The organism is Extibacter sp. GGCC_0201, from assembly GCF_017566055.1.
GTDB lineage: Bacteria > Bacillota > Clostridia > Lachnospirales > Lachnospiraceae > Extibacter.
Genome location: NZ_JABFCH010000008.1, coordinates 103,199 through 120,013, shown reverse-complemented (window position 1 = coordinate 120,013; position 16,815 = coordinate 103,199). Strand labels below are relative to the sequence as shown.

Annotated in this window: 14 protein-coding genes; all 14 read left to right on the top strand. The window is 49.6% G+C overall.

Annotation, left to right across the window (positions count from 1 at the left end):
• Nucleotides 1-29: 29 nt before the first annotated feature.
• The 14 genes from yqeC to HJV72_RS07450 all read left to right on the top strand — a co-directional run bounded on the left by yqeC (nt 30) and on the right by HJV72_RS07450 (nt 16,720).
• The gene (gene yqeC, locus HJV72_RS07515) at nt 30-794 is read left to right on the top strand and encodes a selenium cofactor biosynthesis protein YqeC (RefSeq protein ID WP_208070003.1); all 765 of its coding nucleotides are present in this window, start codon (nt 30-32) and stop codon (nt 792-794) included.
• Entirely contained in the window at nt 778-2,127 is a 1,350-nt protein-coding gene (yqeB, locus tag HJV72_RS07510) for a selenium-dependent molybdenum cofactor biosynthesis protein YqeB (protein WP_208070002.1), read from the top strand. The genes yqeC and yqeB overlap by 17 nt, the downstream gene beginning before the upstream one ends.
• 25 nt (nt 2,128-2,152) lie before the next feature.
• Nucleotides 2,153-4,708 carry a selenium-dependent xanthine dehydrogenase gene (xdh, locus tag HJV72_RS07505; protein ID WP_208070000.1) on the top strand — a complete coding sequence of 852 codons (2,556 nt, stop codon included), beginning with the start codon at nt 2,153-2,155 and terminating at the stop codon, nt 4,706-4,708.
• Between the two features lie 24 nt (nt 4,709-4,732).
• Nucleotides 4,733-5,230 (top strand): flavodoxin family protein, encoded by a 498-nt coding sequence (locus HJV72_RS07500; RefSeq protein WP_208070054.1) that lies wholly within the window; start codon nt 4,733-4,735, stop codon nt 5,228-5,230.
• Between the two features lie 120 nt (nt 5,231-5,350).
• A complete protein-coding gene (locus tag HJV72_RS07495; RefSeq protein ID WP_208069997.1) occupies nt 5,351-6,103 on the top strand; it encodes a DUF975 family protein in 753 nt (250 codons plus the stop codon).
• 33 nt (nt 6,104-6,136) lie between these two features.
• Nucleotides 6,137-7,834, top strand: a complete 1,698-nt coding sequence (ade, locus tag HJV72_RS07490; protein WP_208069995.1) for an adenine deaminase — start codon at nt 6,137-6,139, stop codon at nt 7,832-7,834.
• A gap of 64 nt (nt 7,835-7,898) precedes the next feature.
• The gene (locus HJV72_RS07485) at nt 7,899-8,816 is read left to right on the top strand and encodes an alpha/beta hydrolase (RefSeq protein ID WP_208069993.1); all 918 of its coding nucleotides are present in this window, start codon (nt 7,899-7,901) and stop codon (nt 8,814-8,816) included.
• Nucleotides 8,817-8,819: 3 nt separating this feature from the next.
• The gene (locus tag HJV72_RS07480) at nt 8,820-10,640 is read left to right on the top strand and encodes a DUF6320 domain-containing protein (RefSeq protein WP_208069991.1); all 1,821 of its coding nucleotides are present in this window, start codon (nt 8,820-8,822) and stop codon (nt 10,638-10,640) included.
• A 42-nt stretch (nt 10,641-10,682) separates the two neighbouring features.
• The gene (locus HJV72_RS07475; RefSeq protein WP_208069989.1) at nt 10,683-10,862 is read left to right on the top strand and encodes a hypothetical protein; all 180 of its coding nucleotides are present in this window, start codon (nt 10,683-10,685) and stop codon (nt 10,860-10,862) included.
• 124 nt (nt 10,863-10,986) lie between these two features.
• Complete coding sequence (locus HJV72_RS07470) at nt 10,987-11,184, top strand: helix-turn-helix transcriptional regulator (protein WP_208069987.1); 198 nt, start codon at nt 10,987-10,989, stop codon at nt 11,182-11,184.
• Nucleotides 11,172-11,567, top strand: a complete 396-nt coding sequence (locus tag HJV72_RS07465) for an isochorismatase family protein (RefSeq protein ID WP_208069984.1) — start codon at nt 11,172-11,174, stop codon at nt 11,565-11,567. Before HJV72_RS07470 ends, HJV72_RS07465 begins: the two co-directional genes overlap by 13 nt.
• A 565-nt stretch (nt 11,568-12,132) precedes the next feature.
• Nucleotides 12,133-13,413, top strand: a complete 1,281-nt coding sequence (locus tag HJV72_RS07460; protein ID WP_208069983.1) for a substrate-binding domain-containing protein — start codon at nt 12,133-12,135, stop codon at nt 13,411-13,413.
• Between the two features lie 124 nt (nt 13,414-13,537).
• Nucleotides 13,538-15,046 (top strand): sugar ABC transporter ATP-binding protein, encoded by a 1,509-nt coding sequence (locus HJV72_RS07455; RefSeq protein ID WP_208069981.1) that lies wholly within the window; start codon nt 13,538-13,540, stop codon nt 15,044-15,046.
• An 18-nt stretch (nt 15,047-15,064) separates the two neighbouring features.
• Nucleotides 15,065-16,720, top strand: a complete 1,656-nt coding sequence (locus tag HJV72_RS07450; protein WP_208069979.1) for a galactose/methyl galactoside ABC transporter permease MglC — start codon at nt 15,065-15,067, stop codon at nt 16,718-16,720.
• Nucleotides 16,721-16,815: the final 95 nt, after the last annotated feature.

The following is a 16,815-nucleotide window of genomic DNA, read 5'->3' as shown; positions in this document are numbered from 1 at the left end:
ACAGACATCAGATAATGTGAGGCAGGATTATGATACGAAGTTACGAAAACAGCAGACTAATCGAGACGGAGAGCCTGAAGTCAGCGCTTACGCTGGCCAGATTTGATGCACCCATCATATCAGTTGTAGGCGCAGGAGGCAAGACGACAGTCATCCGTAAGCTGGCCCGGGAATATGAAGAAGAGGGGCAGCCGGTTATCGTCACGACGACGACCCATATGTGGCAGCCGGACGGAGGGTTTTATCTCAGGTCTCCAGATTTGGAGCTTTTGTACCAGATGCTGAAACACAAACGGCAGGTGTGGGCAGGATATCCGGAGCAGGACGGTAAGATGAGCGCATTTCCCGAAGCGTTTCTCGAGGCGGTCCGGATGCTTGCCGTGCCGGTCATCATAGAAGCGGACGGGGCAAAAGGACTTCCGGTCAAAGTGCCCGTAGCGCATGAGCCTGTACTCTGGGGCAAGACGATGGTACTGCTTGGTGTTGCGGGGCTTGATGCGGTGGGCGGACAGATCAAAGATGTCTGCCACCACCCGGAACAGGCTTCGAGATTTCTTGGCAAGTGCGTGGAAGACATTCTGGAGTGCGAAGATATCGTCAAGATAGGGTTGAGCGACATGGGTATGAAGAAGTCTATGGATCCGTTCATGAAGTTTTATGTCGTCCTGAACAAGGCGGACGATGCGCAGCGCATCTGCATAGGTGAAAGAATTGCCGGCCTGTTTGCCGGGAAAGGGTTCTACAATGTAGTCCTTACATCGGGACTGGGAGGCAGCTATGAATGTACTGATTAAAGGGGCGGGAGACCTGGCGACAGGAATTGCGTATGAACTGCATCTGCAGGGACACAGAATCTTGATGACGGAGAAATCTGTGCCTCTCACCGTGAGAAGGTCGGTGGCCATGTCCCGTGCCGTATATGATGGCAGGGCCACGGTGGAAGGCATGACAGGTGTGCTTGTCAGGAATATGAAAGAGGCGGCAGGTGTCATGGACAACGGTGATGTGGCAGTGATAGTGGATGAAGCCGCGGACATTCGGAATGAATACAGTCCGGATGTGCTTGTCGATGCCATCCTTGCCAAGAGGAACACCGGTACATCTGTGGAGGACGCGCCGCTTGTCATAGCAGCAGGTCCGGGGTTTACGGCAGGTGTGGACTGTCATTGTGTCATAGAGACAAAACGGGGGGATACGCTTGGGCGAGTCATATGGGAAGGAAATGCTATCCCGAACACAGGAATTCCTGGAGAAGTGGGCGGCTACTCGAGAGAGCGGCTCATACAGGCTGCGGAAGATGGAGTGATGGAGCCGAAGGCGGCGATTGGTGACAAGGTGGAAAAGGGGCAGATTGTGGCAGTGACCGGAGGAGAACCGGTATATGCGAAGATGTCCGGAATGGTAAGAGGTATGCTGCAGCACGGCGTGCAGGTCCGGAAGGGTATGAAGATCGGTGATATCGATGCCCGAACGGATTACCGCTTCTGTGTCACCGTATCCGACAAGGCAAGATGTGTCGGGGCCGGAGCTGTGCACGCCATCGAACAGTATTACGGAGCATACGCAATTGTCGTACTGGCAGCAGGGCAGGGCACCCGGTTCGGCGGCAACAAATTGCTGGAGGAGATAGAAGGCCGGCCTTTGTATGCGCATCTGCTCGGTACGCTTGTCAAGCTTCCAAACGTGTGGAAAGCAGTCGTGACGGGGTATGAGCCTGTGGCTCAGTACGCTGCAGAATGCGGCTTCGCCATAGTGGAAAACAGGGAGCCGGAAAAAGGCAGCTCCCATTCCATGCAGCTTGGGCTGAAAAGATGTCTGGACACCCTCCCCTGTCTGAGAGGAGTCCTGTTTACAGTCTGCGACCAGCCTGGACTGACTGCCGGTACCTTCTTAAAGCTTCTTGAGGCGGCCAGGAGAAACTCCGGCCGGGTCGTGCGGGCGGCAAACGGCGGCCAGGGTGGCAATCCTGTCGTGTGGGACTTAAGATACGCACAGGAGCTGCTTGCGCTGGACGGAGATAAGGGCGGTCGGCCTGTAATGGAAAAACATGCAGAAGAAATTATTTTGATAGATATAGAAAAGAAAGAGTTGCGGGATATTGACAGGAAAGCTGACCTGACAGAATGACTGCCAGGCAGTAGGGAGGTGCCGTATGTACACATTAGTGGTCAACGGACAGACGTATAAGGTCAAGGAAGATAAGAAACTGATACGGTTCCTGCGGGACGACCTGCACCTGGTCTCCGTCAAAGACGGGTGCAGCGAGGGGGCCTGCGGGACGTGCACGGTAATCATAGATGGAAAGACGGCCCGTGCATGCATCCCGCTCGTGTCCAGAATGGATGGGAAAGAGATAGTAACAGTGGAGGGCTTAAGCGAAAGAGAAAAAAAAGTGTACGGATATGCATTTGCAAAAGCAGGCGCAGTGCAGTGCGGCTTCTGTATCCCGGGTATGGTCATGTGTGCCAAGGCGCTCATTGATGAGAACCCAAGACCTTCCCGGCTGGCAGCGGTCTCGGCTATAAAGAACAACGTATGCCGCTGTACAGGATATAAAAAGATTATCGATGCTATCCTGCTTAGTGCAGACATTCTGAGAAACCGTCTGGACGTGATGGAAGAGGAGGGGAGCGTTCCGACAGGCAGAGCGATACAGAGGATTGATGCGAGGGAAAAAGTTCTCGGAACTGGAGAATATGTAGATGATATGTATCTGGATGGCATGATATATGCCAGTGCGGTGCGTTCCGCTTATCCCAGGGCCAGAGTGCTGGCGGTACATACGGAAGCGGCAAAGGCAATTCCGGGCGTTGTCGGGGTATTTACGGCGGCAGATATACCGGGGAGTATAAAGGTAGGCCATCTGAAGCAGGACTGGGACACGATGATACCGGTCGGGAAAGAGACGCATTACCTCGGAGACGCGGTATGCATCGTGGCGGCAGAGACACCGGAACTCGTAGAAGAGGGCAAGCGGCTTGTGAAGGTGGAATACGAGAAGCTCGTACCAGTGCTGGACCCCTTCGCGGCAATGGAAGAGGAGGCACCGAAGGTGCATCATGACGGCAATATACTTGCCCATGAGCATCTCGTGCGGGGGAATGCGGATGAAGTGATTGCCGCTTCCTGCCACAAGGTGACGAACCATTATGAGACGCCGTGGACAGAGCATGCGTTTCTGGAGCCTGAGGCAGCAGTAGCGCTGCCGTTTGACGGAGGAGTGTTCATCTATTCCTCGGACCAGGGTACGTATGATACGCAGCATGAATGCGCGACGATGCTCGGCATCCCGCGGGATAAGGTAATTGTAGAAAATAAGCTGGTAGGGGGAGGGTTTGGAGGCAAAGAAGATGTGACCGTGCAGCATCACGCCGCTTTGGTCGCCTATCTGACAAAGCGTGCGGTAAAGGTGAAGCTGACGAGGAAGGAAAGTATCCTGATACATCCGAAGCGGCATCCGATGTGGATGGATGTGACGACGGCCTGTGACAAAGACGGATATCTGACTGCGATGAAGGCGGTCGTCGTATCGGACACAGGCGCATACGCGTCCCTTGGCGGTCCGGTGCTTCAAAGGGCCTGTACTCATGCGGCCGGGCCTTATAACTTCCAGACGATAGACATCGACGGTAAGGCCGTCTACACGAACAATCCGCCGGCGGGTGCATTTCGAGGCTTTGGAGTGACGCAGACGTGCTTCGCGTCAGAGATGAACCTGAACCAGCTTGCAGAATTGGTAGGAATCACGCCTTGGGAAATCCGGTACAGGAATGCCATAAGGCCGGGGCAGGTACTGCCGAACGGACAGATTGCCGATGCGTCTGCGGGGATGGCAGAAGCGCTGGAAGCGGTAAAGGATATATATGACAGGGAGCCATATGCGGGAGTTGCCTGTGCCATGAAAAATGCCGGTGTAGGCGTCGGCCTTCCCGATTGGGGCCGGTGCCGCCTGTTTGTCAACAACCGGAAGGTGGAGATTCATTCCGGGGCTTCCTGCATCGGCCAGGGGCTTGGAACGGTACTGACCCAGATTGTCTCAGAGGCATCGGGTCTCCCGCTTGCCGACATCTCTTATCAGCAGCCGAATACGTCCAAAGCACCGGACTCCGGGACGACTTCCGGCTCCCGGCAGACGCTCGTGACCGGCGAGGCGGCAAGGAGAGCCGCAGAAGAGCTGCGCGCAGACATAGGGCGATATGGATTGGAAGAACTGGAAGGAAGAGAGTATTACGGAGAGTATCTGGCAAGGACCGATAAGATGGGAAGCGATCTTCCTCATCCGGTCTCCCATGTGGCTTATGGCTATGCGGCTCAACTTTGTGCCCTCAACGAAGACGGTACGGTGAAGCTGCTGGCGGCTGCCCATGATGTGGGGAAAGCAGTCAATCCAATCAGCGTGGAAGGACAGATGGAAGGCGGAGTCGTCATGGGGATGGGATATGCTCTGACAGAACAATACGTGCTGGATGGCGGCGAGCCAAAGTCAAAGTTTGGAACACTCGGACTTCTTAAGGCCGACAAGGTACCGGACATAAAATCCATCATTATTGAAAAGCCGGGGGTGCCCGCTGCGTACGGGGCTATCGGCATCGGGGAGATTACCTCGATTCCAACGGCACCTGCCATAGCGGGAGCATATTATAAGTGGGACGGACGGTTCCAGACAAAGCTGCCGCTTTCGGGCACGCCGTATGAGAAAAAGAAATAGTAAAAGGAGTTTGGGAAGGAGTCTATCCCCGGATGCATCGCCTGCGGGAAGTGTGCAGACTCGGGCAGATGTATCTGGAACGACCAAGTGAACGAAGTTGGGGAGCGGCTTGGCGGGATGGATGCGCTTGTAATCGGTTCCCCTGTCTATTATGCGGGCCCGAGCGGACAGCTGACCGCATTTCTGGACCGGCTGTTCTACTCGAACAAAGGCGCGATGGCCGGCAAGCCGGGAGCGGCTGTCGTGTCGTGCAGAAGGGGAGGCGCTTCCGCCGCCTTTGACAGGCTGAACAAATACTTTACCATCAGCAGCATGCCGGTCGTACCGTCACAGTACTGGAACCAGGTGCATGGGCTTACGCCCGAAGATGTGAGGAAAGATGAAGAGGGGCTGCAGACGATGCGTACGCTTGGAGAGAATATGGCCTGGCTGCTGCGGTGCATTGACGCAGGCAGGAAAGCGGGAGTGAAGCCGCCGGTATACGAGCCGAAGATTGCGACTAATTTTATTCAGGAGGACTAAGACAGAGAGCAGAAACTTTGTAAAGTTTCTGCTCTTTTATAGATTTCGCTCTGAGACTGGGGTATAATGGATTCAATATTATAAAATGCAAACATAGATAAACGAGGAGGAAACTATAATATGTGGAACAGAGTGGAACTTAAAATGCGGGGAAAGCAGGCATTTCAACATAATTACTGGCCGTGTGTCGGGGTGGCATTTCTCATGTCAGTCATATCTATGGTGATGAATTCGGGAGGTGCGAGCCGGAGCACGGCATCTTTGCGCCAGACGACATACTACAGCGACAGTTCAGACTTATGGAATGGTTCGGCCTATACGGACTCGTTCTCTTTTGGATGGCCTGCGTTCGGAGCGATTCTGGGGGCTGTGGCGATCATGCTGGCGCTGCTTGGTACGCTGCTTATGATATTTGTTGGAAATGTGCTGGAAGTCGGCGGAAAGAGATTCTTTGTCCGCAATCAGACGGAGCGTGTCGGCGTGGGAGCGGTACTGGATGGTTTTAGATCCGGACATTATGGCAATATCGTGCTCACTATGTTTTTGAGAGATTTATTTATATTCCTGTGGGCATTGCTGCTGATCGTGCCTGGAATTATTAAATCTTATGAATATCGTATGATTCCTTATATCCTTTCTGAGAATCCGGGCATGAGCTATAAGGAAGCATTTGCAATCAGCAAACGCATGATGACTGGGCAGAAACTGGAGACATTTATAATGGACCTGTCTTTTATCGGCTGGTATCTGCTGGGCGGGATTACCTGCGGCATTGTAAACATATTCTATGTCATGCCATATGTAGAGGCGTCATTTGCGGAGATGTATTCTTTCAACCGCGCAAAGGCTTACGCGGAAGGTTATATCAGGTAGCATAATAAGAACATATACGAAGGGGGCAGCGTTATGGAACGGAAAGATTACCGGCGGTGCGCCGAGGTGGCCAGGCACCGGGAAAAGGCAGAGCTTGTACTGAAGAATGCAAATGTAGTGAATGTATTTACGGGAGAGATTCTTAAGGCTGATGTGGCGGTTTCGGACGGCAGGATTGCGGGTATCGGGTCTTATGAAGGGCTTCTGGAAGAAGACCTTGATGGAAAGTATCTCTGCCCTGGTTTTATCGACAGCCATCTCCATCTGGAATCCACGCTTGTGACACCGTCAGAGCTCATAGTGCAGGCGGCAAAGTGCGGGACGACGACGTTTATCGTGGATCCCCATGAATCGGCCAATGTAGCCGGAGCCGCCGGTATCGACTATATCCTTGGGCAGACGGAGAAGGTGCCGGCGAACGTATATGTCATGATGCCGTCCTGTGTGCCCTCTACTTTTGTGGACGACAATGGATGTGATTTTACGGCAGAAAAGATGAAGACGTATCTTGAGCACCCGAGGGTGCTTGGACTTGGCGAGGTGATGGATTACGTGTCCGTCGTTGACGGGGATGCCGGAATGCATGAGAAGCTTGCGCTGTTTGAAGGCAGGACGCTTGACGGCCATGCGCCTGGGCTCGGAGATGACGAGATGCAGGCGTATGCTATGGCGGGAATCGGTACGGACCATGAGTGCATCGATTATGAATATGCCATGAAGGAACGCCGTCTGGGCATGACGATACTCATCCGGGAAGGCAGCGCGGCCAGAAATCTGGATGCCATCGTTACAGGGATGGTGGAACATGGCACCCGCACGGAAGGATTCTGCTTCTGCACCGATGACAAACATATAGAAGATATACAGAGAGACGGACATATCAACTATAATGTCAAGAAGGCCATATCCCTTGGAATCCCTGCCGTCAGCGCCATTCAGATGGCTACGGTCAATGCGGCGGGATGCTACGGGCTTCATCATCTCGGCGCTCTTGCGCCGGGGTATCAGGCGGATATGATCGTGTTCGACAATCTGGAGGAAATGAATATTCTGGACGTATACCACAGGGGAATCAAACTTGATGCCGGTGCAGAGCCGGGTGTCTTGCAGTGCCCGGAAGAACTCAAGCATACGGTGCATCTGGATACGTTTTCCAGAGACAGCCTAAAGCTGTTGAAACCGGAGGGCCCCCTCCACGTAATCCAGATGCAGGAAGGGCAGATAGTCACGAAAGATGTCGTATGTGACATCCCGGGTAAAAAAGAGTTTACAGCAGACAATGAATATAATAAAATTGCAGTTGTAGAACGGCATAAGGGTACCGGTAAGACGGGCGTAGGCGTTGTGGCAGGCTTCAGCTTAAGCGGCGGTGCAGTGGCATCCAGCGTGTCGCATGATTCCCACAACATCATCGTAATCGGAGATAACGATACAGATATGGAGTTGGCGGTGAAGGAACTGATACGTACCCAGGGCGGGTACACTGTCATAGAAAAAGGTAGAGTATACGAGACGCTTGCGCTCCCCATTATGGGACTTATGAGCGATGCCGGCTATGATGACGTAGATAAGACATTAAAGAAAATGATAAGAAAGGCACACGAGATGGGAGTGCCGGAGACCATGGACCCGTTCATCACGTTATCGTTCATGGCTCTCCCCGTAATCCCCGAACTTCGCATTACGCCGAGAGGACTATTCAATGTAAAAGAGTTCAAATTGTGTGAATAAATTCAAAGGGGTCAGACCCCTGTGCATACAGGGGTCTGACCCCTTTGAAAAATGAGGAAATTGTATGACAATTAACAAATCGATGAGAAGGGTCTTGAAGGCGCTGTCTTTTGACGGCATCGAGGTAGAGGCGTCAAGGAATCTGGCTAATTTGAAAGCCATTGATCCGATGCGGATATTCCACAAGACGATTGACTATAAGATATACAATGAAGAGCATGAGATTCCGGTTCGTATCTATCTGCCAAAGGAGAAGGTGGTGGACGGTCTTCCGGTGCTTCTGTTCTTTCACGGTGGAGGATGGGTGACCGAGAGCATTGACAACTATGAACGTATCTGTGCGCGTATGGCAGCTGACACGAATCATATCGTCGTGTCAGTGGATTATCGGCTGGCACCGGAACACAAGTTCCCGACCGGGCTGAATGACTGCTATGCGGTGGCGGAGGCTATATTTACGAAGCGGTTTATCCTGAATGTGGACCCGGAACAGATTACGATTATCGGGGACAGTGCAGGCGGAAATCTGGCGGCAGCCGTGTCACTCATGGCCAGGGACAAAGGGGTGTTTCTTCCGAAAAAGCAGATTCTCATATATCCTGCGGTCAACTGGGATTACAGTACCAGTTCGCCGTTTGAATCTGTCAGGGAAAACGGGACAGACTATCTTCTGACGGCGGGAAAGATGCGGGACTATATAGACCTATATGCGTCATGTGAGGAAGACAAGAAGAATAAATATCTTGCGCCTCTGATGGAGACGGATTACAGCAGCCAGCCGAAGACGCTCGTGCTGACAGCGGAATACGATCCTCTCCGGGACGAGGGGGAGGAATATGGCCATCGACTGAGAAAGGCGGGCAATGAGGTCGAGATACACCGGATAAAGGATGCGCTGCATGGTTATTTTGCGCTGGGAATCAAATATTACCATGTACAGGAAAGTTTTGAACTGATTAATAATTTTTTGAGGGAGGACTAGAGAGTGTTCCAGCAGAAGAGAGCTTATTGGAGGAACCTGGACAATGCTGCAAAGTTGTTTTCAGCCACAAGCAATGCAAAAGACACGCGGGTATTCCGGTTCTACTGTGTATTAAAAGAGTATATTGACGGAGATATTCTGCAGGAAGCATTGAACCGGACGATAAAGAAGTATCCGGTCTTTCTGTCTGTCATGAGGAAAGGCCTGTTCTGGCATTATCTGGAAAAGAGCGAGCTGAGGCCTGTGGTCCGGGAAGAATACAAAGAGCCGTGCAGCAGCCTCTATGTACGTGATAAAAAGGCGCTTCTTTTTGAGGTGACATATTTTGAAAAGCGTATTAATTTCGAGGTGTTCCATGCACTGACGGATGGTACAGGAGCAACAGAATTCCTGAAGGAGCTTGTGAAGAACTACCTCTGCCTGTCGCATAGAGAAGAAGGTCTTGCCGAGGTGGAGCTCGCCGGTGACGGGCCGACCGTGCAAGACCAGGAGAATGACAGCTTTTCCAAGTATTATTCCCCGGATGTCAAACGGAAGAAAAAGAAGAAGATCCGAGCGTATCAAATTAAGATGATGAAGAAAGAGTACGGTGAGCTTCAGGTGACGGAAGGGACTGTCTCAGTCAAAGAGCTTCTTGCCGTATCGCGAGAAAAGGGCGTATCGATGACTGTGCTTATGACTGCCGTACTCATGTGCGCTATCCATGAGGAGATGACGAAAGTACAGGAGAAGAGGCCGGTCGTACTGATGGTGCCTGTAAACCTGCGTAAGTTCTTTCCGTCGGAATCCATGCTGAACTTTTTCGGGTGGATAGAGCCGGGCCATCGGTTTGGCGAGGGGAAAGACAGCCTGGACGAGATACTCGAAGAGGTAAAAGTATATTTCAGCGATTATCTTACAAAAGAACATATTGCCGGACATATGAATGAACTAATCGCTTTTGAAAAGCATAAAGTGCTGAGATGGGCGCCGCTTGAGATTAAGAACCGTTGTATCCGGGCCGGTGCAAAGCTGGCGGAGAAGGAAGTTACCGCTGTGTTTTCCAATATGAGCGCGGTAAAGATGCCTGGGGAATATGAGCCTTATATTGAGAGGTTCGGTGTATATACGAGCACGCCAAAGGTAGAATTGTGCGTCTGCTCGTTTAACGATACTCTGACATTCGGCTTTACATCCCGCTATGACAGTTCTAACATACAGAGGAACTTCTTCAGGATCCTGTCTGAAATCGGGGTGCAGACCAAGGTGGAGGAGCCGGCATATCCGGAAGAGGTACAGCTGAATTACGAAGGAAAGAAATTTTTTAAATATTTTTCTTTCTGCTGTATCGCGGCAATCGTAGTGGGAATCATGCTGAATGCCATCATATCTCCGGAACGCTACTGGGCAGCGTTTGTCGCCGCGGGCGCGTTCAGTATGTGGCTGGCGTTGGCAATCGGATTCTTTAAGAGGCATAATCTGCTCAAGAACGCCATGTGGCAGCTGCTGGTCGTCAGCATCGGATGTATCGTCTGGGATGCATTCACCGGCTGGCATAAGTGGTCGGTGAACTTTGTGCTGCCTTCCGTGTGCGTGATTATTGAACTGTCCATGCTCATCATATCCAGACTTCAGTCCCACACTGCAAGGGAATATATGATATATTATGTGATGGCGTCTGCATACAGCATACTCGTGCCATTCATACTGCTGCTTACAAAAGTGATAACCATAACGGCGCCGGCAGTTCTCTGCGCCGGCTTAAGTTTCCTGTTCCTGCTGGCGCTCATCATATTCAAAGGTCGTGAGTTTAAAGAAGAAATGCAGAAAAAATTTCATGTATAGAGACCGTCCATACTGGCATACTAAGCATGAGGTGATGTCACGATGATAGATAACAGCGAACTTCCTATCGGTTTTACGATGGAGCTGGCGCAGCATTCGGATATCCTGAACGAATTTGCGTCTATGCCGAAAGCAAAGCAGGATAAGATCGTAGAAGGCGCCAGACAAGTCAAAAGCCGGGAAGAAATGCGGAGCTACGTGGAAAATATAGCAAGCTTCTAAAGGGACAGGTTAAAACGAAATGGGGACGGAGGTTTTTTAAAAAAACCCCGTCCCCATTTCCTTAAGTGAAATAATATAGTTAACTATACTACTATAAAAATGATATCGAGTGAGGTGACCATATTTGAAAATTGACCGTCTTATCGGAATTACAATGTATCTGCTGAACCGCAATGTCGTTACGGCAAAAGAACTCTCGGAGCGGTTTGAGGTGTCGGTCCGGGCGATTGTGCGCGATATAGATGCGCTCTCCATTGCCGGCATATCCCCATCAAAATCTTGTGTAAAGCACAGGCCCGGGTTCCCATCATGGAATACATGAAAGGAAAAATTGTCGAAGAACGTGAGAACGGTGATTTTGTTATAGTGACGCGCGGGATAGAAAATGACCGGATGTGGCTCTCCATGCTCCTGGGGTTTGGTGACTCGGTCAAAGTGCTGGAACCACAGGAGGTTATTGATATGCTTATGGAAAAAACGTTAAACAATGGAGTAGATGATTTCTACATAGCAGGGGCAGATGCGGCTGCATGTGTCAAATCGACCTGCTTCAACTTACGTAAAGCAAAGTACGGCGTTACTGTCTTATCCGATTGCATCACAAGTTATGATAAAAGGAAGATTGATGAAATGCTGCTTTATTACGAAAGTAAAGGCTGCAAAATAATTAGCTTGGATACCCTTTTGAGTTCTGTCGATGCATAAGTACGGGTTGGGGACGGATGTAAGTCAGCCGGAGCCTTACATTGTATTCCAGTATGGAATCTTTTTGCGAATGAGATGCGGTCTATGTGCAGGGTATGGACGGCCCTTTTGCATCGACAGAAGTTAAGAATATCTGTATTGACAAGGCTACCTCCACGGAGAGTTCAGCGTCTCGGCATCAGAACGGGTTCCCGCTCAGAGAGCTGTCCGCTATCGCTGCGCTTGTATAGAAAAAGAAGACAGATAAGTAATGCTATTTCCAGGCAGTGGAATGGGCGACAGCCCCTCCGCTGCCTTTTCTGATCAGAAACGGTGCTAAACGGTTTATATGGTAGGGAGATGCGATGGACAAAAAAGATTGTGATAGGCAACTGGAAGAATCTTGGGGTCCAAGATGAAGCAATGACAGCTGAAAGCCATGATTGTAAGATATGACCAAAAGCACCTAAAAAATTTCAATGATAATGAAAAAATATTCTATGTTCTCCGAAAGCCATATAGGATAAGCTGTACATATCAACAAAGAGCACAGATAAAATGTGCGGGAAGAAAGGAGAATTGTATTATGAAAAGAAAAGCAGCTATGGTGGCAATGGCAGCACTGCTTGCAGTTTCACTGACGGCATGTGGTGGATCGGGAGGATCTGACAAGAAAGATTCATCATCAAAAGAAAGTTCAGGCGGAGAGGTGGCTAATAAAGATAAACCGCTCGTATGGTTTAACCGCCAGCCTTCCAACAGTTCTACAGGAGAGCTGGATATGACGGCTTTGAATTTCAACAAAGATACCTATTATGTTGGATTTGATGCGAACCAGGGTGCAGAACTCCAGGGCACGATGGTAAAAGACTACATCGAGAAAAACATCGATAAGATTGACCGCAATGGTGACGGAACGATTGGCTATGTCCTTGCTATCGGCGATATCGGACATAATGACTCTATCGCACGTACAAGAGGTGTCCGTAAAGCACTTGGTACAGGCGTTGAGAAAGACGGAGAGATCAACAGTGAGCCGGTCGGTACAAATGCAGACGGCTCTTCCTCTATCGTACAGGACGGAACACTTGAAGTAGGCGGAAAGACTTACAAAGTCAGAGAATATGCTTCCCAGGAGATGAAGAACTCAGCAGGAGCTACATGGGATGCAGCGACAGCAGGAAACGCAATCGGCACATGGAGCTCTTCTTTCGGCGATGCAATAGATATCGTTGCCTCTAACAATGACGGTATGGGCATGTCCATGTTCAACGCATGGTCCAAGGACAACAAGGTTCCGACATTCGGTTATGATGCCAACAGTGATGCAGTGGCAGCAATCGCAGAAGGCTACGGCGGAACGATCAGCCAGCATGCAGACGTACAGGCATATCTGACCCTTCGCGTTCTTCGTAACGCTCTTGACGGCGTAGACATCGACACAGGTATCGGAACAGCTGACGACGCAGGCAACGTCCTGACGGATGATGTATATACATATAATGAAGAAGAACGTTCCTACTATGCACTTAATGTTGCGGTTACAGCTGACAACTATCAAGATTTCACAGACTCTACCAAGCTCTATGAGCCTGTATCAAACCAGCTGGATGAAAGCAAGAGTGCTACAAAGAAAGTATGGCTTAACATCTACAACGCATCCGATAACTTCTTAAGCTCAACATATCAGCCGCTTCTGCAGGGATATGACAAGCTCATGAACCTTGATGTCGAGTATATCGGCGGTGACGGACAGACAGAGTCCAACATTACGAACCGTCTTGGAAATCCGAATCAGTATGATGCATTCGCTATCAACATGGTTAAGACAGACAATGCGGCTTCCTACACATCATTACTTCAGTAGAAGCAGTCAGTAAAATTAAAATAAGCAGACGATTGGGGAGAAGGAATTCTCCCCGAAAGTTTATCTCGAAACTGCAGGGCAACACGTTAATATCAATATACGTATACAGGACAGGAGTAAAATGATGGCAGATAAGAAAGATGACATAGTCTTATCGATACGCGGTATGAGCAAGTCCTTTGGCCGCAACAGAGTCCTGGATCATATCAGCTTAGATGTGAGGCGGGGAAGTGTCATGGGACTTATGGGTGAAAACGGCGCCGGTAAGTCAACGATGATGAAGTGTCTTTTTGGTACATATCAGAAAGATGAGGGAGATATCTTCCTTTGTGGAAAGGAAGTAAGCTTTTCCGGACCCAAAGATGCGCTTGAAAACGGCATCGCGATGGTTCATCAGGAATTGAACCAGTGTCTGGAAAGGAATGTAGTTGATAATTTGTTTCTTGGGAGATATCCAGTCAATTCGGCTGGTGTAATAGATGAGGGAAGAATGAAAAAGGAGGCGTCAGACCTCTTTCGGAAATTAGGCATGACGGTCAACCTGAGTCAGCCGATGCGCAACATGTCTGTGTCACAAAGGCAGATGTGCGAGATTGCCAAGGCAATCTCTTATAATTCAAAGGTCATCGTCCTTGACGAGCCGACTTCATCCCTGACCGTACAGGAAGTCGAAAAGCTCTTTGAGATGATGAACATGTTAAAGGAACAGGGAATTGCCCTGATTTACATCTCACATAAGATGGATGAGATTTTCAGAATCTGTGATGACGTATCCGTACTTCGGGATGGAGACCTGGTCATGACGAAGAGCGCCAAAGATACAGATATGAACGAGCTGATTGCAGCGATGGTCGGGCGCTCTCTGGAAAACAGGTTCCCTCCGGTCGACAATACACCGAAGGAGCCGATTCTGTCTATTCAGCATTTATCTACAAAATTTGAGCCCCATTTGACTGACATCTCATTCGATGTAAGGGAAGGGGAGATATTCGGGCTGTATGGGCTTGTAGGCGCGGGGCGTACGGAACTTCTGGAGACAATCTTCGGTGTCCGCACGAGAGCGGCGGGACGCGTGTATCTCAGGAACCGTCTGATGAACTTTAACAGTGCCAGGGAAGCCATGGACCATGGATTCGCCATGATTACGGAGGAACGGAAAGCGAACGGGCTTTTCATCAAGGCCGATCTGACATTTAATACAACGATTGCTAATCTGGATCAGTATAAGTCTGGTCTGGCACTTTCCGATACGAAGATGATAAAGGCAACTTCCGATGAGATTAAAACGATGCATACGAAATGTATGGGGCCAAGTGACATGATTTCAAGCCTTTCCGGCGGCAATCAGCAGAAAGTCATCTTCGGAAAATGGCTGGAGCGCAGTCCGCAGGTATTCATGATGGATGAACCTACCCGGGGAATTGATGTCGGTGCAAAATATGAAATCTATGAGCTGATTATCAAGATGGCTAAAGAGGGAAAGACGGTCATCGTCGTATCGTCTGAAATGCCGGAGATTCTGGGAATCACGAACCGCATTGGCGTGATGTCGAACGGACGCCTCTCCGGAATTGTGAATACAAAAGACACAGATCAGGAAGAGCTTTTAAGACTCAGTGCAAAATACCTATAACGAGGGAGATGGATGGATATGGCTAAAGGAAATAGTAAAGTTCTAACGGCTGAACAGGAATTACAGCTGCGTCAGCCAATCGAGGATTATGTCGGTAAGATTCAGGCACAGATCGACAGCCTCAGAGTGGAAGGTACAGATAAGGTTATCTCCCTTCAAAACAGTATTGATGGGTTAAAGAGAGACCGTACCTTGACAAAAGGCGAGAAGGAAGACCGGATCGCACAGCTTCGTGCCGGACTGGAAAAGGCAAAAGAAGTAGAAGTAAGAAACAAAGATGAGATAGCAAAGTTGATTGCAGATGCAGAAGGTTATCTCAAGGCTCATTTTGACAAAGAATATTATCAGCCGGTCAAAGAAAGCTGCGAGCAGGAAAAAGAGCTCGTAAAGGAAAAATACCGGCAGAAAATTGCAGAGCTGGAAAAAGAGCACCAGCAGAATCTGTCTAAACTTTCCGATCATCAGGAAATCAAAGACGAGAAATACGTGCATAAGAACCTCTTGTTTGATGCCAAGATACAGATGCAGAAAGGGCTTCAGGAGGTAAAGGACAGAAGACATGCAGCTTATGCATATGAATATCATCTGATTGACCTGCTCCGTATGTCGAAGTTTACATTTATGGAGACAAGGGCACAGAAATGGGAGAATTACAAGTATACATTCAACCGCAGGTCATTTTTGCTGCAGAACGGATTGTATATTGCCATTATTTTGATATTTATCATGCTGTGTATCATAACACCAATCATCAAACATTCTCCGCTGCTTACGTATAATAACGTATTGAATATTCTGCAGCAGGCTTCGCCGAGAATGTTCCTTGCCCTGGGAGTTGCAGGGCTGATACTCCTTACAGGTACCGACCTGTCTATCGGCCGTATGGTCGGTATGGGGATGACGACCGCCACGATAATTATGCATCAGGGAATCAACACAGGTGCCGTGTTCGGCCACATATTTGACTTTACAGATATGCCGCTCGGTGTGAGAGTCATCTTAGCGCTCGTAGTGTGTATCGTGTTGTGTACCTTCTTTACGTCAATTGCAGGCTTCTTTACCGCCAAATTCAAGATGCATCCTTTTATCTCGACTATGGCAAACATGCTTGTCATCTTCGGACTTGTTACATATGCGACAAAGGGCGTGTCATTCGGTGCGATTGAACCGACGATTCCGAATATGATCATACCAAAGGTGAACAGTTTCCCGACGATCATATTATGGGCAGTGGCAGCCATCGCAATCATATGGTTCATCTGGAATAAGACGACATTCGGAAAGAACCTGTATGCAGTCGGAGGAAATCCGGAGGCGGCAGCAGTGTCAGGAATTTCCGTATTTGCTGTAACAGTAGGCGCATTTGTACTGGCAGGAATCCTCTATGGATTTGGCTCCTGGCTGGAATGTGCGAGAATGGTCGGCTCCGGTTCCGCAGCCTATGGACAGGGCTGGGAGATGGATGCCATCGCGGCCTGCGTAGTAGGCGGCGTATCCTTTACCGGCGGTATCGGTAAGATATCAGGTGTGGTAGTCGGTGTATGTATCTTCACCGCCCTTACCTATTCTCTTACCATCCTTGGAATTGATACGAACCTTCAGTTCGTATTTTCCGGTATCATCATTCTGGTGGCAGTAACACTTGACTGTCTCAAATATGTCCAGAAAAAATAATCTGATAATGTTTCCGAGAGAGCCAGACATCGTTCTGGCTCTTTTCGTATTGCCTGGGGGGAGAGCGCCGCTATTTACAGTTATAGGTCTGTTTG